We start from the raw sequence: 26,161 nt of genomic DNA, 5'->3' as shown, positions 1-26,161 counted from the left end.
CAATCTGTAGAGACTTTGCTAAAATATCCGCCAAATTTAAAGGAGTTCCGTCAATGTCAATGTATGTAGTGGGTCATAAGATCCCTGATTCAGATTCAATTTGCGGTGCAATTGCGCTTGCTTATTTAAAAAACCAAATCGAAGAACCTGCAATACCAACGCGTTTAGGTGAAGTATCGCCTGAAACACAGTTTATCCTAGATAAATTTGGTTTCGAAGCCCCTGAGCTAAAGCTTAGCTACGCAGGTGAAGACGTTTATATCGTTGACCATACAGAAAAAACACAAGCACCTGATGACATCGATGAAGCACGTGTTGTCGGTGTTGTTGATCACCACAAACTAGGCGATTTAACATCATCAACACCGCTTGAGTGTTGGATCCGTCCTGTTGGCTGTTCAAACACTATCATCAAAATGATGTATGACTTCTACAATGTAGAGATTCCAAAAGATATCGCAGGCATCATGTTATGTGCAATTTTAAGCGACACTGTAATCTTTAAATCACCAACCTGTACAACGGCTGACATCAAGTGTGTTGAAGCACTTGCTGAAATCGCAGGTATCGAAGATTTTAAAGAGCTTGGCATGGAAATGTTCAAGGTGAAATCAGCGGTTGAAGGCACACCTGCACGCGACTTAGTCATGCGTGATTTCAAAGACTTCAACATGAACGGTAAGCTAGTAGGTATTGGCCAGCTAGAAGTGATCGACCTTGCTGTATTTGATGAAATCAAAGCAGATCTTGAAGCTGATATCGCAAAGCTTAAAGAAGAAGGCGATCGCCACTCAGTATTACTCCTGTTAACTGATATCATGAAAGAAGGCTCTGAAATGCTAATTACGTCTGATGACGTATCAGTAATCGAAGCTGCCTATGATGTTAAATCAGAAGATGGTCGCGTATGGTTAGATGGCGTATTAAGCCGTAAGAAGCAAGTAGTACCGCCACTACAAGACGCTTTTGCAAAGATCTAATCTTACGAAATAGACACAAAAAAGCCGATGTAACTTCACTTCAAACATCGGCTTTTTTATTACTCTATTATTAAGTTTTTATCTAGATATTACTAAAGGCTACCTATAATAGGTGCTTTTTTAAAAACGGCGTTATCTCAGAGAATAACTTTATTTGGCTTTCTTGATCGTCAAAAAAGTGTGTTCCATCCTCTATTTCAACATATTTAATATCTAGCTGTTTTCTCGCTTTGTCATAGAAATCTTTCGATTGATTATAATTAACGCGCGTATCGTTATTACCATGTATTAAAAGAATCGGCGCCTTAATGTGGTTAATTTTTCTTATTGCTGATACCTCAGCTAACGCATCGATAGACTTATCATCTTTAACATCAATGATATTACCTAAGTATTTCCCTTGTCTATCTGTTTTCGTAACAAAAGTTTCAAGGTCTGAGACGCCTGATATACTCACCACACATTTAAAGCGCTTGGGCTCTTGAAAGGCAGCTGTTAAGGCAACATAACCACCGTAGCTTGCGCCAAAAATACAGGCATTATCTTTTTTAGCTAAACCTTGCGCAATTGCCCAATCCATTGCCTCATACACATCTTGTTGCATACGTTTACCCCACTGGTAATAACCAGCCGTTTCAAATGCGCTACCAAAGCCTGCAGAGCCCCTAAAGTTAACTTGCAATACAGAAAACCCTAATTCAACAAGATACTGAAGCTCTTTGTCAAAATACTTATAATCTCTGGCGTGCGGACCACCATGCGGCATAACGATCAATGGCGGGTTTTTAACATTTGCTGGCTGCGTAAAGTAACCCGTTATTTCCAGACCATCACTGGCTTTAAAGCTATAATTTTGTACTGGGCTAAATGACTTTCTGACTAAATAAGGATATTTCGATAACCAAACACCTCCTTTTTGAGTATTTAAGTCGAAGTAATAATAAGTTGGCGGCGTAACATCGTTAGTGACTGACACTAATAATCGCGTATGATCTCGGCTACGGCTACTGATTGTGGCCTGCTTTCCTTTAAAAAGGCCTGCCACTTCACGCTCTTGTGCGCCATCTTTGTCATCAAAATAGTGAGTGCGATAGTAGTCATCAAAAAAAGATACACCGATAAACTCGCCCTCATTATCAGTTATTGCGCCATCGAGATCATATTTATCATTACTAAAAATCAACTCCTCAAACTTACCTGCTTCTATGTTATAGAGCCAAAGAGCTTCACGTCCAAGCTCCCTATTAGAAAGCACATACGCTTTGGAGCCATCTTTTGATAAAGCTTGAATAGAAAAAGTATCATCTTCCCCCCACACCTGTGAGTGAATTTTTTTTAGCTCTGCGTCTTTATTTGCTCTATACCAAATTGATGCTGTAAATACGTCGTCTTTTTCTTCAATGGCTAGTCCAAGTCTGATAACCCCTTTATTATCTGCATACCAGCTACCAATATCATTTTTGTTACCCTGAACTTTATCAAAGTCAGATGTGCCTAAATGCACACGATAGACAACATAGCCTTTATCATTTTTGTCGTAGGTGGAAATCAGTGCATAATCGGTTTCATCCTTGAGTGATGATACTAACTCAAATGACTGATACTTATACCAACGATCATCTGTAAAACGTGGAGATGTGAGCACTTTAGTTTCAGAGGTTTCTACATTGATAGAGTACAACCTAGATACTCTAAAAAACTGACCATTTACATATTCGGGATAACTTGCCGAAACGATAATGTAGCGATTACCTGACCAGCGAATAAAATCAACACGGTCTTTGTTTTTCTTTAACCGCGCCAACACCTTAAAATCAATATCAGGAAACTTAGTAACACTAATAGTTGGGCCTGAATCAGTATTATAAAGTGTCGCAATAAGCTCACCATTTGGCGATAAGCTTGGCTGCTCAACCATTGGAAGTTTAGCGTATTGTTCCCATACAGGGGCTTTAGCATTGACAATAAATGTTGCCAAAAGCAGGATTGTCATGATTCCTTTTAACATATTTTCCCTTTTGAATTAATCAGTTAAATGACCATAAAAGGGTAACACACGAAAAACAATTAACACAGGGTTAATTCATCATTAACGCTTCAAGGGGGATTATTTAATATTAAATAACCACCTCTATAGAGGTGGTTAGAATATTGATATTTGGTAGGGTAAGTCAGCTTTATAACTGCGTTGCATTACGCTGGCGTAACACTTCAAATAAACAAATACCGGTCGCAACTGAGACATTTAAGCTTGATACCGTGCCCGCCATTGGAATTTTAACGAGTAAATCACAATGCTCACGAGTCAGGCGGCGCATACCATCTCCTTCTGCGCCCATAACAACAGCCATAGGTCCAGTGAGATTTGCATCAAATAACTCAGTATCAGTTTCACCGGCAGTGCCCACAACCCAAACACCAGCATCTTTAATTTCACGCAAGGTACGCGCAAGGTTAGTGACTTGTACCAATGGTACTGTTTCCGCTGCGCCGCACGCTACTTTGCGTGCTGTGCCGTTGAGTTTGGCAGATTTATCTTTAGGAACGATAATCGCGTGTACACCCGCGGCATCAGCGCTACGTAAACAGGCCCCTAAATTATGCGGATCAGTAATACCATCAAGCACCAATAAGAAAGGTGTTTCTTCACGGGCTATGATCTCATCTAGATCTTTTTCATTATACATACGCGCCGCTTTTACATTGGCAATAATGCCCTGGTGTTGTTCACCATTGGCTTTATTATCAAGCGCTTTACGCTGCATAAACTGTACAGAAATACCGAATTTACGTGCTTGGTCAATAACCGGATTTAAACGTTTGTCTTCACGACCTTTTAAAGCGTATATTTCTAAAAAGCGCTCAGGCTCTTTTGCTAAAATTGCTTCAACTGAGTGAAAGCCAAAAATTAATTCATTACTCACGTATTATTTGCTCCTCGGCCATTACGTTTACGGGCATTCTTACCCGGTCTTTTTGCCTTTTTAGTGGCTTTTTTCTTACTCTTTTTGTTACTGGCTTTTACTGCATCAGCTTTTTTACTACTTGGCTTTTTGCGCCCTTTAGAAGGAGAAGACTTGCCACGTTTTTCGTTCTCTTTATCGCCTGATTTTGCTTCAAAGCGACTTGATTCAGATTTTTTACCAGGAATTTTACCTGCTTTAAGCTGGGCACGAACACTTGGTTTTGCAGGGGCACTACGGCCACGACGACGTGCATAACGGTCTTGTTGTGCCTCGCCTGCTAACACTAAGTTTATGCGACGCTCATCAAGACTGACAGATGAAACCTGAACCGTTAATTTATCGCCTAAACGATAAACAGTGTGAGTTTGTTCTCCAATCAAACAATGCTTAGCACCATCGTAATGGAAATACTCATTGCCTAAGTTGGTTACGTGGATCATGCCATCGATTTGTAAGTCGTCTAACCGCACAAACAACCCAAAGTTAGTCACCGATGAGATCACGCCACCAAATTCGTCACCAACATGGTCTTGCATAAATTCACATTTAAGCCAATCTGCTACTTCGCGAGTTGCATCATCAGCACGGCGTTCAGTGGTTGAACACTGCTCACCTAAAATATCAACTTCGTCGTCAGTGTATGCGTACTCACCCGATGTTTGCTGACCTTGCGCTTTAAGCACGGCTTTAATTGCACGGTGCACCACTAAATCAGGGTAACGACGAATAGGCGACGTAAAATGGGCATAGGCTGGCAAAGCCAAACCAAAGTGACCAATGTTATCTGGCTGATACACCGCTTGCTTCATCGAACGAAGCAACATGGTTTGAATAAGCTCAGCTTCAGGACGGTCGCCTAATTTTGCTAACACTTGAGTGATTTCTTTTGGTGTTGGCTCATCAGAAATCGCGGTTTCAATACCAAGCTCTGATAAAAAGTTTCTGAAGAAACCAAGCTTTTCACCATCCGGCTCATCATGCACACGATAAAGCGCACTTGCTTCGTGTTTTTCTAATAAACGGGCAGCTGATACGTTCGCAAGAATCATGCACTCTTCGATAAGTTTGTGTGCATCATTGCGCACCACAGGCACGATTGATTCAATCTTACGGTGTGCATTAAACACAAAACGCGTTTCTAAGGTTTCAAACTCAATCGCACCACGTTCTTGGCGTGCTGCTTTGAGTGCCATGTACATTTGCTGTAAGTCAGTTAAATGCGGCACCATCTCGGCATATTCTTCACGCAGCTTTTCATCGCCTTGTAAAATCGCATTCACTTTAGTGTAGGTAAAACGAGCGTGTGAATTCATCACCGCTTCGTAAAATTTGTACCCAGACAACTTACCCGCATCTGACACTGTCATCTCAGCGACCATACATAAGCGGTCAACTTTCGGGTTTAGTGAGCACAAGCCATTGGATAACACTTTTGGCAGCATCGGAATAACTTGCTCAGGGAAGTAGACTGAATTACCGCGTTCAATCGCTTCTTTATTCAGAGGTGTGTTCATACCTACATAATGCGACACATCGGCAATGGCTACCCATAAGCGCCAACCACCTGATGGTTTACGCTCACAATAAACGGCATCATCAAAGTCACGGGCATCTTCACCGTCGATAGTAACCAGCGGTAAGTCACGTAAATCTACACGACCTTGCTTTGCTTGTTCATCAACAAATTCCCCTAAATGAGCAACTTGCTTTTCAACCGCTTCTGGCCACACATGAGGAATATCGTGATTACGTAGTGCAACTTCAATTTCCATCCCTGGTGCTAAGTGCTCACCGAGAACTTCGGTTACTTTACCTACTGCATTCATATGTCGGCTTGGGTTTTGAGTAATTTTCACCTGCACCATTTGGTTGTGGCGCGCGCCATTTTCACTACCCGGTAGTATCATAATGTCTTGCGTTATGCGTGGATCTTCTGCCACAACAACAGCAATACCATGCTCAACAAAATAGCGGCCAACAATCGGTGCTCGTTCATTGGTTAATACCTTAATGATACGTGCTTCGCACTTGCCGCTTGAACCTTTGCGATTGCCTTTGGCAAGCACAATGTCACCGTGTAACACCATATTCATTTGGTGCTTTGCGATAAACCAATCTTTACTCTCACCTTCAACTTCTAAAAAGCCGAATCCGTCACGATGACCAATGACCTTGCCTTTAACTAGGCCTGATTCATCTATCAATGCGTAGCATTTAAACTTATTGAAATACAGTTGACCATCGCGCTCCATAGCACGTAAACGACGTTTGAACGCAATTTGGCGCTCTGTATCATTCACCTGTAATTCGTCACAAAGTTGTGTGAAGTTTGCTGGTTTAGCGCGAGATTCTAAGTGAGTAAGTATAAACTCACGGCTAGGGACGGGGTTTTCGTACTTTTCTTGCTCTCGACTGAGATTGGGATCCTGTTTTGACATTCACTATCTTGTTAGTTGGTTATGTTGTTATTTTAACCCATAACCTAACAATGAGACAGGCAAAAGCTATGAAACTTTTAAGAAATTGATTAATTCTGCTAAAAATGGGGCTTTAATATTCTTTGCAGCAAACACTCTGTGTTAATATTTTCGGTAAATAACAATACACTTACAAATTTATATGGATATTAACTTAACCCACTACCTATCAACGATGGCCTATAACAGCGCCTACATTGGTCTGTTCATTGCGATTATAGCCCTTGCAAAATTGTCCTATAACCTAGCGACCCCTTATAACACCACCAGCCAGTTAACCGACAATGCCAACAGTGCTTTAGGTTTATCTATTGGCGGCTACTTAGGTGCGATTACTATTATTTATGGTTTTGTGTTGGCGGGGCCTAGCCAAGGTCTACTAAGCGATTTGATGAATGTATCACTTTACAGCGTATTAGGTATGGTGCTACTTACTTGCTCACGCATTTTGAATGACAAGTTACTACTGCGATTGTTCTGCAATCAAGAGCAATTAATCAACCAACAAAACGAGGCGGTTGGCCTAGTACAAGCAGCTAACTATATGGCCGCAGCACTGATCATTGGTGGCGCATTAACAGGCGAAGGAACCTGGTTATCAGCCATCGTCTTCTATTTACTCGGGCAATTGATGCTGATCATTTTTGCCAAAGGCTATGATCGCCTGACAAGTTTCAACCTTCATGAGCAACTCGAAAAAGGCAATAAAGCCGTCGCACTTAGCTTTTCTGCCACTATGTTGGCATTAGCCATAATCTTATGCCATGCGCTGATTGGTGGCTTCCACAGCTGGCAACAAAGCCTGAGTTTATTCTTTATTGACGCATTATTTGGCTTTTTAATTTTACCAATTGTGCGCTACCTCGTTGATAAAATTATCTTTAGTAAAATCTCCCTCGACCAAGCAATGCACGACAACAACACTGCGGTGGCGGTTATTGAAAGTAGCATTGCAGTGTGTGTTGCTGTAATCATTACCATCGCTATTTAAGCTTATTTATGGAGTAACGGATGAACATCTATAAGCTTTGTATTATTGCTGCCATCACATTTTTGGCCTGCTTAATAATACGATCAGACCTACAGACGCCTCTAATGAGTGGCCAATATGGTAATTTTAAAGACTACGATGGACAAGACAAAGCCTACCTATTTACAGTGCCTGAAGATGGCCAAATGATGCGTTTAGAAATAAAAGGTAGGCTGCCTTTAAATTCATGGAAAGCCATTGATATGGAAATTTTTGACCCTGAAGGCAACTATCTATTCAGTTATTCTGATGAGCTATGGGCTGAATCTGGACGTGACTCTGAAGGTGAATGGCGAGAATATAAGAGCAGGGCTTATCATGATGTGCACTTCCCTAAAAAAGGCCAATATAGTGCATATGTAAGCAGTAGTTTTGGCCCTAATAATAGCGCTAAGCATTTCAGTTATACATTTCGCATCATTCCAATCAAAGGCAATATCAGTTTCATCGACCCTCTACTTTGGATCACTGGCATAATAGCAGGCTTCTCTTTAATTATTATTTTGCATCGACTTGGCGCAAAGAGAGAAAACTCTGAACTTACTTATAAACCAATCAACACGTTAAGCCCAAAGGCTATGAAAGCAATGGAAACCCATATCCCAGCTTGGCCAATTGCATTGTTGTTTTTCGTGCCTGTGCTAGTTGCATCTTTGATTGCTTATAGCAAAGGCGATAATGAGCACGATTGGCAAGTTTATTCATATCACCACTTCAATATAAACGTTGATAAACAATTACGTGAGCAAAGTATTGGCAGCGCAGGTTTCCGTTCACGAGGCGGCTCAGGTGGTAAGTAAGTCAATTCGCGAAAGCCACATTTTACTGTTTAGTATTTTTGTTGCTGGCCTTTGCTCTATTATTTATGAATTATTAATTGCAACCACCGGCGCCTATTTTTTAGGTGATAGCATCACCCAATTTTCCCTGACAATTGGCGTATATATGGCGGCAATGGGGGTTGGCTCTTATTTTTCGCGTTTTGTGCCTGATAAGCCATTGCTGGTGTATTTTATTGGTTTTGAGCTACTACTTGCGTTACTAGGTGGCTTGAGTGTGCCATTACTATACTTCGCTTATGCGTATGGCTTACCACTACAAGTGATTAGTGTTTTACTCACCACCTTAATAGGTATTTTAATTGGTTTAGAAATTCCGTTGTTAAGCCGCTTAATGGAAAAACATTATGCGCTAAAAGCAAACCTTGCCAATGTACTATCAATTGACTACTTTGGTGCCCTGCTCGCGACTTTATTATTCCCTTTTCTCTTCTTACCTTGGTTGGGGGTATTTAAAACAGCCCTAAGCTTTGGCTTAATGAACCTAAGTATTGCGCTATTATTGCTGTGGTACTTTATTGACCATATCAGTACTCATCGTCGACACGTGCTAAGACTCACTCTCATTTTAGTTAGTCTCATATTAGTGCTTTGCTTATTTGCTAGTAAACAGCTCACCCATCTTTGGCAAAGCCAAATCTACGATGACCGTGTTGTACACTCAGAGCAAACGCCCTATCAGCAAATCGTACTGACTCGTCATAAAGATGATATTCGGCTTTATTTAAACGGTGGCTTACAGTTTTCATCGATTGATGAGTATCGCTATCACGAAGCGCTTATTCATCCCGCTATGGTGCGCCATGGTAATGCCAAACGTATTCTAATTTTAGGCGGTGGCGATGGCTTAGCAGCCAGAGAGCTTTTGAAGTACCCGCAACTAGAGTCTATTACCCTTGTCGATTTGGATCCAGCAGTCGCTAGGCTTGCGCAAACTAATCACAACCTGACAACACTTAACAAGCACTCACTCAGTGACCCTAAAGTGACGGTTATTCATCAAGATGCCTATGTGTTTATTGAGCAAGGCAAGCAGCTGTTCGATATCATTTTTATTGATTTACCTGACCCAAAGGCGATTAACTTAGCACGGCTCTACAGCAAACAATTTTACCAATTAGTGAAAGCTAGCTTGCCTGACAATGGCATTGTTGTGACCCAAGCAACGAGCCCGTTTTTTGCGAAGCAGGCATTTTGGTCTATCAACAATACGCTCCGCGCAGCAGGCTTCGCCCATACTTTGCCTTATCATTTAAACGTACCGTCTTTTGGTGAATGGGGCTTTGTTATGGCTTGTAATTTGATGTGTAGCAACCACCAGTTATTGCCTGTTAACACTCGCTTTTACCGCCCTGAAAATGATGCTCAACTATTTATTTTCTCCCCCGATATTAGCGCTAACAATGAAAAAGTATCGACGCTTGATGAGCCTAATGTGCTCCACTATTACTTGCAAGGTTGGAAATATTGGAACTAACCGAATGGATTAGCCTATTTAGGGAGTTTACAAAGTAAAGGATTACCGTTACAAAGAGAGCTAATAACAACAAACAAAAGGTTTGTAATGCAGGCGCACAAACAGAGCCTTATGTACTTACACATTGCAGTGCTACTATTCGGTGGCACTGCATTATTTGCCAAATTGGTCAGCCTAAGTGCATTAGATATTACCGTTTATAGAACAGCGATTGCAGGCTGTGCCTTACTGATTTTACTCACAATTCAACACAAAGCCATTAAGCTTCATTCTCGCCGTGATTACCTAATTGCCTTATTACTTGGCATCACGGTTGGAATACATTGGCTCACCTACTTCGCAGGCATGCAATTGGCGGGGATTGCGGTGGGTATGATTGCCTTTTTTACTTACCCTGTGATTACGGTATTTTTAGAACCTTTTTTTCATGGCAGCAAACCTCAGCTCAAAGATATAGCAAGTGCCTTGGTAGTTATGTTGGGTATTTACTTACTCATTCCTGATGCCAGCTTAGGTAATGATGTGACCTTAGGGATTGCCATTGGTATTTTATCGGCGTTCTTTTTTGCGTTTCGAAATATCGTTCACAAGCGTTACTTTAGCCAATATGGCGGCCCACAAACCATGCTTTATCAAACTTGGATCGCGTGTATTATGTTGTGCGCGTTTGTCGAAGTACCACCATTACAAGTTGATACAATAAATTGGCTGCTATTAATTACCGTAGGGGTTATTTTTACAGCAGCACCGCATTCACTGTTTGCAGCAAGCTTAAAACATTTATCCGCTTCAACCGCTGGTTTAATATCTTGTTTGCAACCTTTATACGGTACGTTTTTCGCTTTTTTAATTTTGCATGAGCAACCTACAATTAGCACACTTATTGGTGGTACATTAGTGATTAGTGCCGCTTTTTATGAAACATGGTCAGTGACTCGGAAACACAAGCAATGATGAAAGTATTCGCTCACAGAGGTGCCAGTGGTACCTATCCAGAAAATACCAAAAGCGCCATTATTGCCGCAGTAGATTTGGCAGTAGATGGTATCGAAATTGACGTACAAAGCTGCCTTGATGATTATATGATCATTCACGACACTTGGCTCGATCGCACAACCTCTGGTCGCGGTAAAGTAAATGCCTGCACAAAAGAGCAAATTCAACAATATGATGCAGGTAACGGAGAAGTTGTTCCCTGTCTGCAAGATGCCATTGACTGGGTAGAAGATAAAACGCTTTTAAACCTTGAACTAAAACACACTTTTTCTTTAGATAAGTTTGTTGAGATGATAGAGTCAAACATTAGTATTGGAAAAATATCAAGAGACAATATTTTGGTATCATCTTTTGATCATCATCAACTCATGTGGCTCAAACAAAAGTTACCATGGGTAAAAATTGGCGCTCTTACGGCTTCAATTCCAATCAATTACAGTGAATTTGCTCAAAAACTGCATGCCTACAGCATTCATATAGATAAAAACTTTATAAACCATGAATTTGTTGCAGATGCAAAACAACGAGGCCTTCAAGTTTATGCTTACACGGTCGATAAAGTAGAAGATATTGAATTAATGTTAAGTTATGGCGTGGATGGTATTTTTACCAATTTCCCGTGTCATACACAAATGACACTTCAATCACTGTAACTCAGCAAGAGTAAGCTATACTGTTGAATTGAGTGGCATTGAATAAGACTAAGAAACGTCCAAATGAATCAACACAACACCTTAATGAGTAGCTATATGCGCATGTATAATTTTATCGAACAGACTTTCTTTTACACCTTAACGCGTAAAATTGTCGGTAATTTAGGATTTGTGTTTGCATTCCAAGCTATCACTTTAATCTGGCTTTACAATAGCCTGTCTGAGCAACAAGCAAGCATGGGCTTGTTTTGGCTGATGGCGTTTATCATCGTCGCGAGCTTTATTTTTACTATTTTCTATATGCGCTTTTTAATAGTTCGCCCAGTCCAAGCCATGCGTGACACTTTAGCGCATATAAACAGTCATGATGCTGATCTATCTGCTAAATTACCACATTTCACATTCGATGAATTCAGAGATCTCAGTGAGCAATACAATACCTTTACGGCACACTTAGGTGAGCTACTCGCGACAACTTATCAAAGTGCGCAAGCCAGTGCCCAGAGCAGCTCAAAGATGACTCAATCAATGCAACAAACGGCAGAGATTAGCCATCAACAAATTAAATTTAGCCATACAATTACTGATTCAAGTAACCAAATTACTTCAAGTTTAGAAAATATTTCGGCTAACACAGACAGTGTGCATACGATTAATAGTGAGCATCTGGCATTTGTGAAACATTCAGCCACTGAGCTCTCTGCCCTTGTTAAGAAGGTCGCGATGATTAGCCAAATTTTAGCTAACTTCTCAGCGACTATTTCAGGTTTAAAAGAAAACAGTGAAAATATTCGCGCTATTTTAAAAATGGTTGAAGAGTTTTCCGACCAAACTAATTTGCTTGCATTAAATGCAGCGATTGAAGCGGCACGCGCTGGCGAAGCTGGACGAGGCTTTGCTGTGGTTGCAGATGAAGTGAGAACGCTTTCAGTAAAAGTGAATGATGCGACCCGTCAAATAAGTGACTTCATCAATCAAATGAATTCGTTAGTTAATGAAACGAACAAAGAATCAGAGCAGTTAATTAGTCATTCTAGCGATGCAGAAACAGCGATTAGTGACACCTCTGCAGGGTTTAGTAATATGCTTGGCGAATTTGAGCAAAATCAGCAGCAATTACAACAAATAGTCAGTGCAGTACATTTACTGGAACAAACACAAACACAAACTCATCAAAGTGTTGAACAAATTGTGACATTAGGTGAACAAGCGAAGCAGCAAATAGATGAGTCACTGGCTGATTGTGAGCAATCACATTTACTGAGTCAACAAACACTACAACAGCTAAAACGGTTTGTTTAAGGCCAGTTTTTAGCTCTTTTGTTTTAACTATTTATGGTAAAGTAGCCACTTCTTGGCTACTTTTTTTATTGAATGTGACAACTCCTACTACCGATTACCAACAACTCGCTTTGCAAATTAAACAATGGGGTAAAGACCTTGGTTTTGCCGAAGTGGGGATCACCGATATCGATCTCACTAAGCATGAAGCACAGCTTCAGCGCTGGCTAGATAAAGGCTATCATGGTGAGATGGAGTACATGGCTGCCCACGGTATGAAGCGTGCTCGCCCTGCTGAATTAGTCCCAGGTACACAAAGGGTCATCTCAGTTAAGATGAATTACCTGCCCCCCGATGCCAGCTTTGCAAAAAACTTAAAGCAAACAAACAAAGCGTACATCAGCCGTTATGCCTTGGGTCGGGACTATCACAAGCTACTTCGTAATCGTCTAAAAAAACTCGGCCAAAAGATTGAGCAGCATGTTGGCGAGCTAGGGTTTCGCCCATTTGTCGACTCTGCGCCTGTACTTGAAAGGCAACTTGCTGAAAAAGCAGGCTTAGGTTGGCGAGGTAAGCATAGTCTGTTAATCAATAAAGAGGCAGGCTCTTGGTTTTTTTTAGGTGAGTTATTTGTTGATATTCCACTGCCTATCGACGAGGAAAACACCTTTGAAGGCTGTGGTAAATGTGTTGCTTGTATGACGTTATGCCCTACAGGCGCGATTGTAGAGCCTTATGTAGTGGATGCTCGTAAATGTATTTCATACTTAACAATCGAGCTACAAGGCGCGATCCCTGAAGAGTATCGTCCTTTACTCGGTAATCGGGTGTACGGTTGTGACGATTGCCAGCTCGTCTGCCCATGGAATCGTTATGGTCAAATAACGGATGAAGCTGATTTTCACCCGCGAAAGCAATTAAAAGATCAAGACCTCTTAACTCTTTTTGCTTGGGATGAACCAACATTTTTAAAAAATACAGAAGGTAGTCCTATCCGACGAATAGGCCACCAGCGATGGCAGAGAAATCTCGCTGTCGGCTTGGGTAATGCTGAATATAACGAAGAAATAGTGGCAACATTGAGCGATGCGCTTAAAAGCGCAACTCCACTTGTAAAAGAGCATATTGAATGGGCGCTTGAGCAACAGACCCATAAGCGCCAACAACAGTTACGTAAAACAGCACGACTTATCCGTATTGTAGAAAAAGGCTTACCACGAGACGCTTAGCGCGTTACCTCATAAATGTTAGCTTTTGAGTAACAAGGATAAATCGTCTTCAATTTCTTTAAATGCCGCTTTAACACCTTGTACTGACTCTTCACGTGCAACTGAATTTTGAATCGTTTCATCAACTTTTTGATAAATGAAAACCTCTTGGTCTTCATCAAGCCCCATTGTTGGTATTCGCTGTTCAAGGTCTTCCTGTAGTTGTTTAAAAACAGCTTCGTTATTGAGACGGTTATCATTTAACAGCTCAATTAAGCCACGAAACTTACTATGTACTTTACCCACCGCATCATTTAATTGCTGTTGCTGACGAATAAGCTCTTTTTTAGTAATAATCGCTTTAAGCTGTTGCTCGGTAACACTCACCAAAAAGCAAATATGATCTCGAATTCGACCATGCTTATCAGGGTCTTGTTCAGGCATATTGAGGATCAATAAACTGATCATTTCATAGTTCACTAAAATTCGGCTAGAAAACTCATGTAAGCGGCCTTTATTTTTTAGCATTTCAAACAGTTCAACCACAATAGGTGAGCATATCCCTGTTACAGAAAAATGCTCTACTCCTGAGTCAAGACGAAACTCAACATTGCTTTGTAAATCGAATGAGCTTAAACAATGGAGCAATGCCTTTCCTAGCTCTTGTTCATTATCAATAGAACCAATATGTTCAATATAATTAACAATTTGCCCCATCTCACTGCTATTTGCCATCGCATTAAACGCTGTCGATGTTGCATCCTCGACTTGTTGTTCTAAGGACTCTTTTTCAATGAGTACTTGGTGTAGATGCTGAAGCTTCAGTTTTAATTCTTCATGCCCAAATGGCTTCACAATATAATCTTCGGCACCAACCGAATATCCCTCCATACGCTCTTCAACTGTGCCTCTTGCCGATACAAACATAACAATAATGTTTGCTGTGTTTGGATTTTCTTTAAGCTTTCGGCATACCTCATAACCACTCATTTGCGGCATACTTACATCAAGTAAAATAACTTGTGGGTCAAACTCTTCAACTACAGCTAAGCATTCGGGACCACTGTTAACCATTTTTAATTCAAAATCGAGCTCTTCTAAAATCTCTTCAATGATCTCTAAATTAAAAGGCTCATCATCAACTGCTAAAATTCGTTTTAAGGCCATCTCACCCTCTTCCATTTTAAATTAAGCTTCATAATTACTTTGCACTCGCTCTTCATTTGTTAAATGCTGAGGAAAGTCAATTTCTAAAGGCAGGGTCACTAAAATAGTGGCACCACCGTATTCGTTGTTACTTGCTACAATAGTGCCTTGATGTAGCAAAACAAACTCACGGCAAATCGCTAAACCGAGTCCTGTGCCTCCTGCACCGCTATTGGTTTTACTGCTTTGTTCAAACTTTGCGAATACTTTTTCTAATTCATCGTCAGGTATACCTATGCCACGATCAACAACTGCAATTTCAGCCGACCCATTGCTTAGCGCCAGCTTTATGTCTATATCGCTATTGGGTTCACTAAATTTAAGCGCATTGCCAAGTAAGTTACGCATAATTTGATTAATTTGCTCTTCATCACACTCAAGTGTGATGTTTGGATTAGGCGCAATTAATTTAATAGTGATATTACGTTCAAGCGCTGTACCCGAGACATCATCAATACTGGTTTTTATGATATTCATCAGGCTATGCTTCTGCGGATTAAAAGGAAATTTACCAACATCAAGCTTAGATAGGTCGAGCAAGTTATTGAGTAAAGAAAGTAACCGTTCACCACTTTGCTCTATTCGTGATAAATACTTATTAAGTTTCTCTTTACTGAGATCATCATTGGCTACCTTTTCTAAGCCAAAACGTGCGAAGCTAAGAATAGAATGCATAGGTGTTCTTAGCTCGTGAGACATATTAGCTAAAAACTCTGACTTACTGTGATTGGCAGCTTCAGCGACATTTTTTGCGTGCTCTAACTGGGCTGTGCGTGCTTTAACTTCTTCTTCTAGGGTGTCTTTTGCTTCAAGAAGTAACTCTTCTTTTTCCTTAAGGTGCGTAACATTCTTAAAGATGACAGCAAGTGCTATTTCACCGTGATGGTCAATTTCATTGAACGAGCCTACCAATGGAACCGATGCACCATTTTTCTTTAGTAGCTTTAAATCACAACTAAATTGTCGATTCTTATTAAGTGTACTGACTTTATCTTTTATACGTTTAGTCGAGGCTAAGTCAAAAAAGTCATACACCGAGCAATTTTCAAACTCTTTTAATGATTTCTCAAATAACGACTCACAGGCATCATTGGTCTCAATAATTTTACCGTTTCGATCAAATAGAATTATCGCATCGGGTGTGTGCTTAAAAATAACACGTAAAAGACTGTCTTTTTCAATGAGTGCATCAACCGTGTTTTGTAAACGCTCTACTAACTCTGCATTATGACGTTTTAGTAGCTCAGTTTGCCAAAGCTTATGAACCGATTGCAGTAAGCTATTGTCATCTATGGGCTTAATTAGAACATCTTCAACACCTTGGCGAATAGCAGCAACCATGGAGACTTGATCGGGCTTAGAGGTATAAAGTAAACAGCGGCAATTAGGTTGCAATGTTTTGAATTTATTAAATAGCTCAAGACCGGTACCATCCTCAAAGGTAAAATCACTAATTAATAAATCAATTGTGTGCTGGTTCACCAACTCTACCGCTGAGAATATATTTTCTGCGGTGAAGGTTTTAATATGTGCACCTTTTAAATTGTGCGCGATCTTATTTAATCGCTCAGGGCAGTGATCAACAAGTAAAACCGTAGGAAGTTTTAAGATATTATCGGAATCAAGTTCAAGCACGCCTTCTAATAGAGCGCTGATCTCTTTGTTGGCAAAGAAAGGGTATATGACCACCGCATTGGGCAGCAAACGATTAATCTCACTAAAGTGTTCAAGTAAATCACTGCGCTGTGCTTTAGGGGCCAAAAGTAAAAGGTGCTCTTGAGAAAACACTTCCATTAGCTTCTTGATAGTATCTGTTGGTACACCATGTGAAGCAGCAACAAGATCAAACTGTTGAGTTAAAACAGCATTATCAACCATTGAAAAGTGTATCAGCTCAACCCTACAACCTATGAGCTCAAGTAACACCTTGACTCGCATTGCTAAAACACTATTACTATCAACAATTAATATCTTTCGCACTTTACACTACGCCCACTTAATCATGTTACTTAATTAGCGTAGTCGAAAAAAAACGATGCAGCACAATTTACACCGTATTTTTTTATTAGTTTATGAACAAACTATGAATCTAAATGTTTTCCCAAAATAGTTAAGCTGTAAGGCTTTTCATCCATAATTGCCACATTCGGCAATTCACCCCACACTTTATAGTTAAATAAATTAAAGAGCTTAATACTCGGTAGGTTATGACTAAAAATAAATGCCAAAAGTACTTTTATTTTAAGTGTGCTGGCATGGGTCTCTGCGAATGTCAGCAATTGTTTTCCTAGCCCTTTTCCTTGTGCACTTGCGGTAATATAAATGCTCACTTCAACAGTGCCATCGTAAGCGGGTCGTCCATAAAAAGACTTGTAACTTATCCATGCTAAAACCTTCCCTTCTTGTTCATATACGAAAATAGGCCGATTAATAGAATGGGATAAGAACCATGCTTCTTTATCTGCAACAGTTACCTCTTCGGTATCTGCTGTTACCATACGTCCTGGGATTGTTTCATTATAGATTGCGACGATTGTCGCTAAATCATCATAGGTTGCTGTACGAATAGTCATAAAACGAATATTTGGTGATCACTTTTGCGCATATTAGCGTATATTCGATTGGAAAAACTAGCAGGAAATAACCATGTATAAATTTGCTTTGTTACTTAGTGCAACTCTTTTAACCACTCAGGTTGCAGCTCAAACGCCCGCATCATCAAACACAACACAAACACAATGTGATGATTTCACTAATGTTGAATTACGGAAGCTTCGTTCCAAAGAAACGATAAACCTATGCCAATTTAAAGACAAACCATTGCTAATCGTTAATACCGCAAGCAACTGTGGTTTCACCCCGCAGTTTGAGGGCTTAGAAGCACTAAACAAAGAATATAAAGACCAAGGCTTAGTTATTTTGGGTTTTCCGTCTGATGATTTTTTCCAAGAAGAAGATGATGAAAAAGAGACTGCCGATGTATGTTTCATAAACTACGGAGTCACATTCAACATGTTCGCGACCAGTGAAGTGAGAGGCAGCGGCGCAAACCCTGTATTCCAACATTTAAATAAGGTAACTAGCTCACCAAACTGGAATTTTTATAAGTATCTCGTTTCCGCCGACAGAAAAACGGTGACGCGCTTTAACAGCAAAACTAAACCGCAATCAGAGAAATTGCGCAAAGCTATAGAAACAGAGCTAGCTACACAATAAATTTAATTGTTCGTTCGTTAAATATTGAACTAGACTATTCATTTAATTTATAAAAACACACATTGTGGGGAGTAATTATGGCAGTAGCCAGCGCGAGGCATATCTTAGTAGACAGTGAAGCACACTGTTTAGACTTAAAACAGCAAATAGAACAAGGTGCAGACTTTGCAGATCTTGCACGAGCTCACTCAAATTGCCCATCAGGTCAAGATGGCGGTGCATTAGGTGAGTTTGGACCTGGGATGATGGTGCCAGAATTCGATAAAGTGGTATTCTCAGCTCCAGTAAATCAAGTACAAGGCCCTGTTCAGACTCAGTTCGGTTATCACTTACTTGAAGTCACCAGTCGTACAGATTGATATAAATACTAATAAATGAGCCGCTAACAGCGGCTTTTTTTTTTCGACAGGAGATCACCATGGAATTACTTGGTTCAACAACTTCTCCCTTTGTTAGACGTATTCGAATATGGGCTGACTTAAATGGACTTGCTTTAGTATTTAAAAATTTAGATATATTTTCTGAGCAAGATAGGCAGACGATGATAGCTCATAGCCCTGCAAGAAAAATTCCTATCCTTATTGATAATGGCTTTAGCTTATACGATTCAAATTCAATTATTCGCTACCTACTCGAAAAAACAAATCAGCCACTGTTGAGTTGGCGACAAGAGAACTTTCTTACCATCATTAATGCCTGTAATGACTCATTAGTAGAAATGCTACTATGCCAACGCTCAGGGTTCGATACACACACTGACAAACTGTTTTTTAATTTACAGAATGAACGAATTGCTGAAACATTAACCTATTTAAATAATCATTTATCTGAGCCAGTATTTAAAAGCTGTGAATACCTCAACATCAGTTTATACTGCTTGCTAGATTGGATCCGCTTCCGCGAATTAACTGATTTTAGCCAACTAGAAAAGTTAGTTGGTTTTTATCATGAATTCGCCGATAAAGCGGCGGTACAACAAACAGATCCACGAAAATAAGATAAGGGTTAGGCAAATGAGCGATATCGAAATTGAATCAGAATTAGTAAGCTTCGTTGAAAAAGTTCGTCTCAACGAGACAATGTGGGCACTCGGTGCCGAAGATGGTGGTTTTGTTGTCTGTGAGTCAAACCAATTTAGCGACACTGATGTCTTATTACTTTGGGGCACCGAAGACGCCGCCAAAGCACAATGCAAAGACGAATGGCAAGACTATACGCCAGTTGAAATTGGCTTAGACGAGTTTCTTGATGAATGGGTTGAAGACCTAAACGAAGATGATGCACTGGTTGGTTTAAACTGGAATGATGACCAAGTATGTGTAGAAATCGAGCCTGTGGGACTTGCCAAAGCGCTTTGTGACTAACCCTATCACGGCACTACCTTCACTATCGTAGTGCCGTTAGGCTGGAAACTAAACGTTGTTCAGGTATACTCTTTAAAGCGTCTTTATTATCAAGGTATTAGGTTGAAGTCCCATCTCGGTCGCCGGCCCTTTTCGGCCATGGAATTGCATACCCTGTATAACGGTTACATTTACAGTGATCAACGCCTTCCTCGTGAGCAAGCAAAACACTGGCACTTTTGGCTGCCTTTGTTTGCTTATTACACCGGTGCCTACAGCGATGAAATTGGTCATTTAACCCTTGATAACATTATCACTTGTGATGGTGTTCGCTGCTTTGATTTTCACACTCATGGTAAGATAAAACCACGCTATGTACCCATCCACAATGCATTACTTAATGCAGGACTTGATCAATACTTAAATTTTTTAAGCGAACAAAACCAACAACGGTTAATGTTTGATTTACCGCCTAAGTCAGGCCGCTATAGCGAAAAAGTACGCATTTGGTTTTCCGGTGAAGGTGAACGTGCTGGTTATTTACAAAAATGTGCTATTCCCAGTGTTGACCAACAAGGAATGAAAACGGCGATTAGTAGCTTACGGCTCAACTTTGAACAACAAATTCGTATTCATGCACTGCAAGCAAACAGCAAAGATGCCTTTAACTACTTACTTGGTTTTAAAGATTTCAACGAGCAACGTTTTACGGATATGCCACTATTAAACACCGTGCTACAAAATGTGCGACAAATCAACCCGCAACTACATTGGCAACGCTTCATCGACCGCCATCATTAGCTGACAAACTTTGTTACTAACTATTTATTACTGTTCAAATTAAAACCTGATAGCATGGTATTTCGCCCCTCATAGCAGGTGCCTTTCTAACAACAAAAAATCAGGGATACTTATGTTCTTAAAAAGCCTATTAACAGTGAGTGTTGCACTTGCTGTTAGCTCAGCCCATGCCAATGAATATGTTATCGAAAAGCTTGCCAAGCCTAGCTCACAACAAGTAAAACTTACGCTTGATCCTGCAAAAGACAATTTTTCTGGTCATACCGACATTGCCCTTGAAGTACTTAAAGCAACGAATTATATCGAACTAAACGGTATTGATTACGCTGTGAGTATGGCCAAGATTTTAGGTGCAGAGAACTGCGACCTCAGTGCTGAAATGCTAAAAACAGGTAAAGTTAAATTCACCTGTGATGAAAAAATTCAGCCTGGTAAATACACTTTAAAAATTGATTTTACAGCACCTTACAACCGTCAAAGTGTCGGTTTATATAAAACGCTTGATCAGGGTACACCTTACCTATTTACTCAATTTGAAATGAGCGATGCCCGCCGTGCATTCCCTGTATTTGACGAGCCGAGTTATAAAATTCCATTCCAGCTAACAATCACAGCGCCAACATCTCAAAAAGTGTATGCCAACACACCAGTATTAAAAACCAAGGTTGATGGCGAGATGACAACACACTTTTTTGATAAAACGCCGCCTATTCCTTCTTACTTAGTAGCAATGGCTGTAGGCCCATTTGAAGAGCTTGAAATTAAAGGCATGCCAATTCCTGGTCGTGTACTGACACCGCAAGGTAAAATTCACCTTGCTGATTACGCAAAAGAAAACATGCCGCGCGTATTAAAAGCACTGGAAGATTACTTTGGCATCCCATACGTTTATAAAAAACTGGATTCAGTTGCAGTACCAGAATTCCCATTTGGCGCGATGGAAAATGCAGGCCTTGTTACTTACCGTGAAGATATTCTTCTGGTCGACCTTGCCACTGCAACACGTAGTAAAAAAGAGCGCAATGTATCAATCATTGCCCATGAATTAGCTCACCAATGGTACGGTAACCTAGTCACCATGAAATGGTGGAATGATTTATGGTTAAACGAAGCGTTTGCAAGCTGGATGGCTGCTAAAATCACCGCACAAATCAACCCTGAGTTTGAGTCACACCTAGACTTACCACAAAACCATGTAATGGCACTCGATGCACGCTTAAGTACTAAGCCTATTCGTAAGCCAATAAAAACTGAAGCTGACATCATGGATGGCCTTGGCCTTGCTTACAGTAAAGGCAGTGCGGTGCTTTCAATGGTGGAGAACTGGATTGGCGAAGAAGCATTCCAGCAAGGTATTCAAGCTTACTTGAAGAAGTTCTCATATAAAAATGCAGAAGCAGCAGACCTTTGGCAAGCATTAGGCGAAGCCTCGAATAAAGACGTTGCAAGTGTACTAAAATCGTTTATCGAACAATCATCTTTCCCACTTATCAAAGTAACCCAAGACGGTAAGAAAATTAATGTTAGCCAAAGCCGCTTTGTGAATGCCGGTGTTGATGCGCCAGCACAACTGTGGAATGTTCCGGTTGCAATTAAATATGGTGCAGGCGATAAAGTTGAAACAGCCAATATATTACTGAACAAAGAGACACAACAGCTAACCCTCGATTTTGAACCTGAGTGGATTTATCCAGATCAAGGCGCCATGGGTTATTACCGCTGGCTATTAGATGACGCACAGTTTAGTGCCCTACTCGACAACGCAGCGGATAAGCTAACCGTGCGAGAGCGCCTAGCGCTTCTTTCGGCGGTAGACTCCCTATTAGATGCAGGCGTTATTTCTGCTGCCAATCTAATGCAAACTCTTGAAGCATTCGTAAGCGATGCGCACCCGCTTGTTGCTAATACAGCCCTTGGTTATTTAGCGTCGCAAAAACGTGTATTTGAAGATGACAGCAACCGTGATTTATGGCCTAAATTTATCCGTAACAGCATTGCACCAGCGGCGAAGCAATACGGTCTAACAGCAAAAGTGAATGAAGATGCTGCTGTATCACAGTTACGCGCACAGGTTATTAGCCGTTTAGGTTTTGATGGCGAAGATCAAAAAGTGATTGATACAGCAAAAGCACAAGCAGCGCTTTATTTGAATAACCCTGAAAATGTTGACCCATATTTAGCTTCAACCTACCTAAATTTGGCAGCCTATCACGGCGATACAAAGCTCCTTGAAAAGTACAAGCAAACCTTTAAAACAACCAAAGACCCGCAAGTACGTACTAAGATGCTAGCTGCGATGGGGTATTTCGGAAAGCCTGAGCTACAAAAAGCGGTATTAGATTATAGCCTAACAGATGAAGTAACGGCCTCAGATATGCGAACACTATTAGGTGGCCTAAGCTATGGTAAAGAACGCCAAGCATTGTTCATTGATTGGATCTACAAAAATTACGATGCTATCACTAAGAGCTTACCGCCTTTCTTTGTTCCAAACTTGCCGTTCTTCACAACCGCAAACTGTGATGCGAAAAGCCTAGAAAAAACAAAAACCTTCTTTACAGATAAAATTACTGAACAACCTGGCTATGCTCGCACTTTGAGCAAGTTAGAGGAAGGAGTGAATGATTGTATCGCACTTAAGAAACGTGAGCTAAGCTCAGTGAATAGTTTTCTTAAACGCTAACAACCAACCACATTAAATAAGGGCCACATATGTGGCCCTTTTCATTGTGCTAAAATAGCACTTAACCGCTTAATAAATAGCTCAACGGCTTGAGTGGTTGTCACTTTAAAAGCAACGCCATAATGAATGGGCTGAGCACTTTTATAAATCCGCGTAGGGAAACGTGTCATTTCACTACTATGAAAGTAATCTTTAACTCTAGAGATACCCTCCAAAGCTTCAAAATCAGCGCTAAACACTTCAAAAGCAGGCCTTATAATTAATTTAGCCTGGCCACTTTGCTCATGCACATAAAACGCCTCTTTGGAGTGAGCAAGCATGAACTCGTTAATATTTTTTATTTTAAAGTTACTACGACAGCCTAATTTTATAAGCTGTTCACTAAGTTGTGCTGCAGATAAAGACAAGTGCGCGCCTTGTTAAAAATGATCAATAATAAATACAGTACAGTAATCTGTTGAAAATCGTTACTTATTTATTACACACAAATGCAAGCTTACGATTATGATAACTTAAGCGTGTAATTGAGGTTTCACAATAACGACCTAAATCAAGCCACTGCGATACCCCCCCTGCATCAGTCAAATCACGTTTATAAATACGGCTTTGAACTGCATACGCCACGGTGTGCTGATTCACTAATGTAAAATCTTGTACTGCTTCAGGTAACCGGAATAAATCAGCAACTTCATTCGTTTTAGGTGAAAAGCGCGCCAACCAATGCTGGTTATCTTTTTTGTAACTAAACAAAAAGCTGTTTGTGTGTTTATCAAAAATAAGTGTACGACCAATATCACCGGCAATAACTTGAGGTTTAGCAGCAGCGAGTGATGTGTATTGTAAGGTATGTGGTTCCCCCAAAATAAACATAACAAGATCATTGTCGGCTCCCCAAGCATGGTAGCCAACAGGCTCAATCCATTCAAAAATACGACTCGCTTGTTGGTCTGATTTTAAAGGGTATTGCCACAATTTTTGCTTACCATCCTTTTCCACCACGATGGCTGATAAAGCCTGTTTGTCAGGCATTAGAGTAGGTGAATATTCACTAACAGGAGAATTGGTTAGGTTAAAGGCACTTTGACTGGCAAAATCAAAGTAATACAAGTCAGTTTGTGATTGCCCCTGCTCAGCAATTACTTCATGGGTATAATAAACACCTTGGTCAATCAAAAATGGTTGATTGTTATAGCTTGTATCATCGGTAATACGAGACACCTTCATGCCATAAGGTGTATCAAGATCGGCTAATAATATTTCGCTTTTCGGCATCGCAGCATCCACTGCACTTGATAAAAATGTACTTGTCAGTACAAAAAATAAAGGCGAAATTAATTTCATGTTGCTCTCTCGTTTTAATTTTTATTCGCTCATGATAGCGTTATTTAATTGGCCAGTCACTTGACCTTACTATACTCGACCTTTATAACTAAGGCGTGTTTGTTTTTTGTTACTTTAACTGAGTGCTTGAGCAAATAACACGACTTCACTAATAACGAGAACAATTATGTCAGCTAAACACCCAATTATCGCAATTACCGGCTCATCTGGTGCAGGCACAACCACCACCACGAATGCCATTAAGCATATCTTTAGAAGCTTAAATATTGATGCGGCCTTTATCGAGGGTGATAGCTTTCATCGTTATACGCGTCCTGAAATGGATAAAAAAGTTCGTGAAGCACAGCAAGAGGGCAAGCACATAAGCTATTTTGGTCGTGAAGCTAACGACTTTGGTGCACTCGAAGAATTATTCTACCAATATGGTGAAACTGGCCAAGGAAAAATTAGACGCTACTTGCACACTTTTGATGAAGCCGTTCCTTACAACCAGTTGCCAGGAACCTTTACTCCTTGGCAAGACCTAGAAGCCAATACCGATATCCTCTTTTATGAAGGCTTACATGGTGGTGCAGTTGACCAAGACCATGATGTAGCCAAGCATGTTGATTTGCTTATTGGCATGGTGCCTATCATCAACCTTGAATGGATCCAAAAACTAATCCGTGATACCTCAGAACGAGGCCACTCTCGCGAGGCTGTCATGGGCTCAATTGTGCGCAGTATGGACGACTACATCAACCACATTACGCCACAATTCTCACGTACTCATATTAACTTCCAGCGCGTGCCAACGGTTGATACTTCAAACCCATTTAGCGCTAAAGATATTCCGTCACTAGACGAAAGCTTTGTTGTTATCCGTTTTCGTGGCATTGAAGATGTAGATTTTCCATATTATCTACGCATGATTGAAGGTAGTTTTATGTCACGTATAAACACCCTCGTTGTACCAGGTGGGAAAATGGGCTTAGCAATGGAACTTGTTTTAACACCGCTAATCAAAGACATCATTTTGAAAAAACGTGCGCTGGAAAATTTAGCCCCAGTTGACTTGCCGATTTAAATCACTCGGGTACACTGCTGACTTAACTAGGAATGATGGAGTCGTCAGCTTGAAAGAAACATTACGTGTTATTGTCGGTTCAAAGAACCCTGTTAAAATTAACGCAGCTAAACATGTCTTTAGTCTTTATTTCCCAGACCATATCATTGAATACAAAGGTGAACATGCGCCATCTGGCGTGCCTGATCAGCCGCTAGGTGAAAATGAGACCCGCATAGGTGCTGAAAATCGTGTTAAGTATTGCCAAGCTCACTTTGACGCCGACTTTTATGCAGCAATGGAAGGTGGCGCAGAACAGTTTAGTTATGGTGCAGCAACCTTTGCATTTGTGGTTATTGCAAATAAACAACAATTTAGTGTTGGTCGCAGTAGTAACCTCCCCTTACCGCAACCTTTTTACGATGCCTTACTGGCCGGTAAAGAACTGGGTGACGTCATGGATGATGCGTTCAATACCGTTAATATCAAACAACAAGGGGGCGCTATTGGCTTATTAACCAATCACCTTGCTACCCGTGAAAGCACCTATACACAAGCGCTTACACTCGCAATGGCGCCATTTTTACACCCGAGCTTATTTAATCAGTAGTTAGGATAA

General features: G+C 40.6%; 24 protein-coding genes. 16 read left to right on the top strand and 8 right to left on the bottom strand.

Going from position 1 to position 26,161, the window contains the following annotated elements:
• Nucleotides 1–53 precede the first annotated feature (53 nt).
• The gene (locus NYF15_RS19810; RefSeq protein WP_371354440.1) at nt 54–980 is read left to right on the top strand and encodes a manganese-dependent inorganic pyrophosphatase; all 927 of its coding nucleotides are present in this window, start codon (nt 54–56) and stop codon (nt 978–980) included.
• A gap of 103 nt (nt 981–1,083) precedes the next feature.
• Here the strand turns inward: NYF15_RS19810 and NYF15_RS19805 are convergent, their stop codons facing one another.
• The 3 genes from NYF15_RS19805 to rnr form a co-directional block, all read right to left on the bottom strand.
• Nucleotides 1,084–2,988 (bottom strand): alpha/beta hydrolase family protein, encoded by a 1,905-nt coding sequence (locus NYF15_RS19805; protein ID WP_371354439.1) that lies wholly within the window; start codon nt 2,986–2,988, stop codon nt 1,084–1,086.
• A 169-nt stretch (nt 2,989–3,157) separates the two neighbouring features.
• The gene (gene rlmB / locus NYF15_RS19800) at nt 3,158–3,904 is read right to left on the bottom strand and encodes a 23S rRNA (guanosine(2251)-2'-O)-methyltransferase RlmB (RefSeq protein WP_062568643.1); all 747 of its coding nucleotides are present in this window, start codon (nt 3,902–3,904) and stop codon (nt 3,158–3,160) included.
• Entirely contained in the window at nt 3,901–6,384 is a 2,484-nt protein-coding gene (gene rnr, locus NYF15_RS19795) for a ribonuclease R (protein WP_371354438.1), read from the bottom strand. The genes rlmB and rnr overlap by 4 nt, the downstream gene beginning before the upstream one ends.
• A gap of 181 nt (nt 6,385–6,565) precedes the next feature.
• On the opposite strand from rnr, the gene NYF15_RS19790 reads away from it, so the two are divergent.
• From NYF15_RS19790 to queG, 7 genes are all read left to right on the top strand, one after another.
• Entirely contained in the window at nt 6,566–7,414 is an 849-nt protein-coding gene (locus NYF15_RS19790) for a DUF350 domain-containing protein (RefSeq protein WP_371354437.1), read from the top strand.
• A 104-nt stretch (nt 7,415–7,518) separates the two neighbouring features.
• A complete protein-coding gene (locus tag NYF15_RS19785) occupies nt 7,519–8,253 on the top strand; it encodes a hypothetical protein (RefSeq protein WP_371354436.1) in 735 nt (244 codons plus the stop codon).
• Nucleotides 8,243–9,769 carry a polyamine aminopropyltransferase gene (locus tag NYF15_RS19780; RefSeq protein ID WP_371354435.1) on the top strand — a complete coding sequence of 509 codons (1,527 nt, stop codon included), beginning with the start codon at nt 8,243–8,245 and terminating at the stop codon, nt 9,767–9,769. The genes NYF15_RS19785 and NYF15_RS19780 overlap by 11 nt, the downstream gene beginning before the upstream one ends.
• Nucleotides 9,770–9,856: 87 nt before the next feature.
• On the top strand, nt 9,857–10,723 hold the full coding sequence (locus tag NYF15_RS19775) for a DMT family transporter (RefSeq protein ID WP_371354434.1): 867 nt from the start codon (nt 9,857–9,859) through the stop codon (nt 10,721–10,723).
• Complete coding sequence (locus tag NYF15_RS19770) at nt 10,720–11,418, top strand: glycerophosphodiester phosphodiesterase family protein (protein WP_237120004.1); 699 nt, start codon at nt 10,720–10,722, stop codon at nt 11,416–11,418. Before NYF15_RS19775 ends, NYF15_RS19770 begins: the two co-directional genes overlap by 4 nt.
• A gap of 84 nt (nt 11,419–11,502) precedes the next feature.
• Nucleotides 11,503–12,720 carry a methyl-accepting chemotaxis protein gene (locus NYF15_RS19765; protein ID WP_130149635.1) on the top strand — a complete coding sequence of 406 codons (1,218 nt, stop codon included), beginning with the start codon at nt 11,503–11,505 and terminating at the stop codon, nt 12,718–12,720.
• Between the two features lie 74 nt (nt 12,721–12,794).
• On the top strand, nt 12,795–13,928 hold the full coding sequence (queG, locus tag NYF15_RS19760) for a tRNA epoxyqueuosine(34) reductase QueG (protein WP_371354519.1): 1,134 nt from the start codon (nt 12,795–12,797) through the stop codon (nt 13,926–13,928).
• An 18-nt stretch (nt 13,929–13,946) separates the two neighbouring features.
• On the opposite strand, the gene NYF15_RS19755 is transcribed toward queG, so the two are convergent.
• The 3 genes from NYF15_RS19755 to NYF15_RS19745 all read right to left on the bottom strand — a co-directional run bounded on the left by NYF15_RS19755 (nt 13,947) and on the right by NYF15_RS19745 (nt 17,686).
• Complete coding sequence (locus NYF15_RS19755; RefSeq protein WP_130149412.1) at nt 13,947–15,074, bottom strand: PleD family two-component system response regulator; 1,128 nt, start codon at nt 15,072–15,074, stop codon at nt 13,947–13,949.
• Nucleotides 15,075–15,095: 21 nt separating this feature from the next.
• Nucleotides 15,096–17,051 (bottom strand): ATP-binding protein, encoded by a 1,956-nt coding sequence (locus NYF15_RS19750; protein ID WP_130149633.1) that lies wholly within the window; start codon nt 17,049–17,051, stop codon nt 15,096–15,098.
• 143 nt (nt 17,052–17,194) lie between these two features.
• Nucleotides 17,195–17,686: an N-acetyltransferase family protein gene (locus NYF15_RS19745; protein WP_371354433.1), complete on the bottom strand. Its 492-nt coding sequence runs from the start codon at nt 17,684–17,686 to the stop codon at nt 17,195–17,197.
• 73 nt (nt 17,687–17,759) lie between these two features.
• Here NYF15_RS19745 and NYF15_RS19740 point away from each other — a divergent pair, with 73 nt between their 5' ends.
• From NYF15_RS19740 to NYF15_RS19715, 6 genes are all read left to right on the top strand, one after another.
• Nucleotides 17,760–18,329, top strand: coding sequence for a glutathione peroxidase (locus NYF15_RS19740; protein WP_130149410.1), 570 nt, complete (start codon nt 17,760–17,762; stop codon nt 18,327–18,329).
• Between the two features lie 77 nt (nt 18,330–18,406).
• Nucleotides 18,407–18,688, top strand: a complete 282-nt coding sequence (locus tag NYF15_RS19735; protein ID WP_062568634.1) for a peptidylprolyl isomerase — start codon at nt 18,407–18,409, stop codon at nt 18,686–18,688.
• Nucleotides 18,689–18,747: 59 nt separating this feature from the next.
• Complete coding sequence (locus tag NYF15_RS19730; protein WP_237120006.1) at nt 18,748–19,326, top strand: glutathione S-transferase family protein; 579 nt, start codon at nt 18,748–18,750, stop codon at nt 19,324–19,326.
• Nucleotides 19,327–19,342: 16 nt separating this feature from the next.
• Entirely contained in the window at nt 19,343–19,693 is a 351-nt protein-coding gene (locus tag NYF15_RS19725; protein ID WP_062568632.1) for a DUF2750 domain-containing protein, read from the top strand.
• A gap of 102 nt (nt 19,694–19,795) precedes the next feature.
• Nucleotides 19,796–20,473, top strand: a complete 678-nt coding sequence (locus tag NYF15_RS19720; protein ID WP_371354432.1) for a hypothetical protein — start codon at nt 19,796–19,798, stop codon at nt 20,471–20,473.
• A gap of 112 nt (nt 20,474–20,585) precedes the next feature.
• Nucleotides 20,586–23,156, top strand: a complete 2,571-nt coding sequence (locus NYF15_RS19715; RefSeq protein WP_371354431.1) for a M1 family metallopeptidase — start codon at nt 20,586–20,588, stop codon at nt 23,154–23,156.
• A gap of 41 nt (nt 23,157–23,197) precedes the next feature.
• On the opposite strand, the gene NYF15_RS19710 is transcribed toward NYF15_RS19715, so the two are convergent.
• Both NYF15_RS19710 and NYF15_RS19705 read right to left on the bottom strand, forming a co-directional pair.
• Entirely contained in the window at nt 23,198–23,563 is a 366-nt protein-coding gene (locus NYF15_RS19710) for a hypothetical protein (protein WP_062568629.1), read from the bottom strand.
• A gap of 64 nt (nt 23,564–23,627) precedes the next feature.
• Nucleotides 23,628–24,497 carry a hypothetical protein gene (locus NYF15_RS19705; protein ID WP_371354430.1) on the bottom strand — a complete coding sequence of 290 codons (870 nt, stop codon included), beginning with the start codon at nt 24,495–24,497 and terminating at the stop codon, nt 23,628–23,630.
• Between the two features lie 166 nt (nt 24,498–24,663).
• On the opposite strand from NYF15_RS19705, the gene NYF15_RS19700 reads away from it, so the two are divergent.
• Nucleotides 24,664–25,563 carry a phosphoribulokinase gene (locus NYF15_RS19700; RefSeq protein ID WP_062568627.1) on the top strand — a complete coding sequence of 300 codons (900 nt, stop codon included), beginning with the start codon at nt 24,664–24,666 and terminating at the stop codon, nt 25,561–25,563.
• Between the two features lie 49 nt (nt 25,564–25,612).
• Nucleotides 25,613–26,152 carry an inosine/xanthosine triphosphatase gene (yjjX, locus tag NYF15_RS19695; protein WP_371354429.1) on the top strand — a complete coding sequence of 180 codons (540 nt, stop codon included), beginning with the start codon at nt 25,613–25,615 and terminating at the stop codon, nt 26,150–26,152.
• Nucleotides 26,153–26,161 lie beyond the last annotated feature (9 nt).

Source organism: Pseudoalteromonas sp. 68 DY56-GL68 (genome assembly GCF_041414825.1).
Lineage (GTDB): Bacteria > Pseudomonadota > Gammaproteobacteria > Enterobacterales > Alteromonadaceae > Pseudoalteromonas.
Note: the sequence above shows the minus strand (reverse complement) of the source record. Positions and strands in the feature narration are given on the sequence as shown.

Bases quoted from the DNA above. Each gene is read 5' to 3' on its own strand.
- NYF15_RS19810 (WP_371354440.1), top strand. From the start codon at position 54: ATGTCAATGTATGTAGTGGGTCATAAGATCCCTGATTCAGATTCAATT.
- NYF15_RS19805 (WP_371354439.1), bottom strand. From the start codon at position 2,988: ATGTTAAAAGGAATCATGACAATCCTGCTTTTGGCAACATTTATTGTC.
- rnr (WP_371354438.1), bottom strand. From the start codon at position 6,384: ATGTCAAAACAGGATCCCAATCTCAGTCGAGAGCAAGAAAAGTACGAA.
- NYF15_RS19790 (WP_371354437.1), top strand. From the start codon at position 6,566: ATGGATATTAACTTAACCCACTACCTATCAACGATGGCCTATAACAGC.
- NYF15_RS19785 (WP_371354436.1), top strand. From the start codon at position 7,519: ATGAGTGGCCAATATGGTAATTTTAAAGACTACGATGGACAAGACAAA.
- NYF15_RS19775 (WP_371354434.1), top strand. From the start codon at position 9,857: ATGCAGGCGCACAAACAGAGCCTTATGTACTTACACATTGCAGTGCTA.
- NYF15_RS19770 (WP_237120004.1), top strand. From the start codon at position 10,720: ATGATGAAAGTATTCGCTCACAGAGGTGCCAGTGGTACCTATCCAGAA.
- NYF15_RS19765 (WP_130149635.1), top strand. From the start codon at position 11,503: ATGAGTAGCTATATGCGCATGTATAATTTTATCGAACAGACTTTCTTT.
- NYF15_RS19755 (WP_130149412.1), bottom strand. From the start codon at position 15,074: ATGGCCTTAAAACGAATTTTAGCAGTTGATGATGAGCCTTTTAATTTA.
- NYF15_RS19750 (WP_130149633.1), bottom strand. From the start codon at position 17,051: ATGCGAGTCAAGGTGTTACTTGAGCTCATAGGTTGTAGGGTTGAGCTG.
- NYF15_RS19745 (WP_371354433.1), bottom strand. From the start codon at position 17,686: ATGACTATTCGTACAGCAACCTATGATGATTTAGCGACAATCGTCGCA.
- NYF15_RS19740 (WP_130149410.1), top strand. From the start codon at position 17,760: ATGTATAAATTTGCTTTGTTACTTAGTGCAACTCTTTTAACCACTCAG.
- NYF15_RS19735 (WP_062568634.1), top strand. From the start codon at position 18,407: ATGGCAGTAGCCAGCGCGAGGCATATCTTAGTAGACAGTGAAGCACAC.
- NYF15_RS19730 (WP_237120006.1), top strand. From the start codon at position 18,748: ATGGAATTACTTGGTTCAACAACTTCTCCCTTTGTTAGACGTATTCGA.
- NYF15_RS19725 (WP_062568632.1), top strand. From the start codon at position 19,343: ATGAGCGATATCGAAATTGAATCAGAATTAGTAAGCTTCGTTGAAAAA.
- NYF15_RS19715 (WP_371354431.1), top strand. From the start codon at position 20,586: ATGTTCTTAAAAAGCCTATTAACAGTGAGTGTTGCACTTGCTGTTAGC.
- NYF15_RS19705 (WP_371354430.1), bottom strand. From the start codon at position 24,497: ATGAAATTAATTTCGCCTTTATTTTTTGTACTGACAAGTACATTTTTA.
- NYF15_RS19700 (WP_062568627.1), top strand. From the start codon at position 24,664: ATGTCAGCTAAACACCCAATTATCGCAATTACCGGCTCATCTGGTGCA.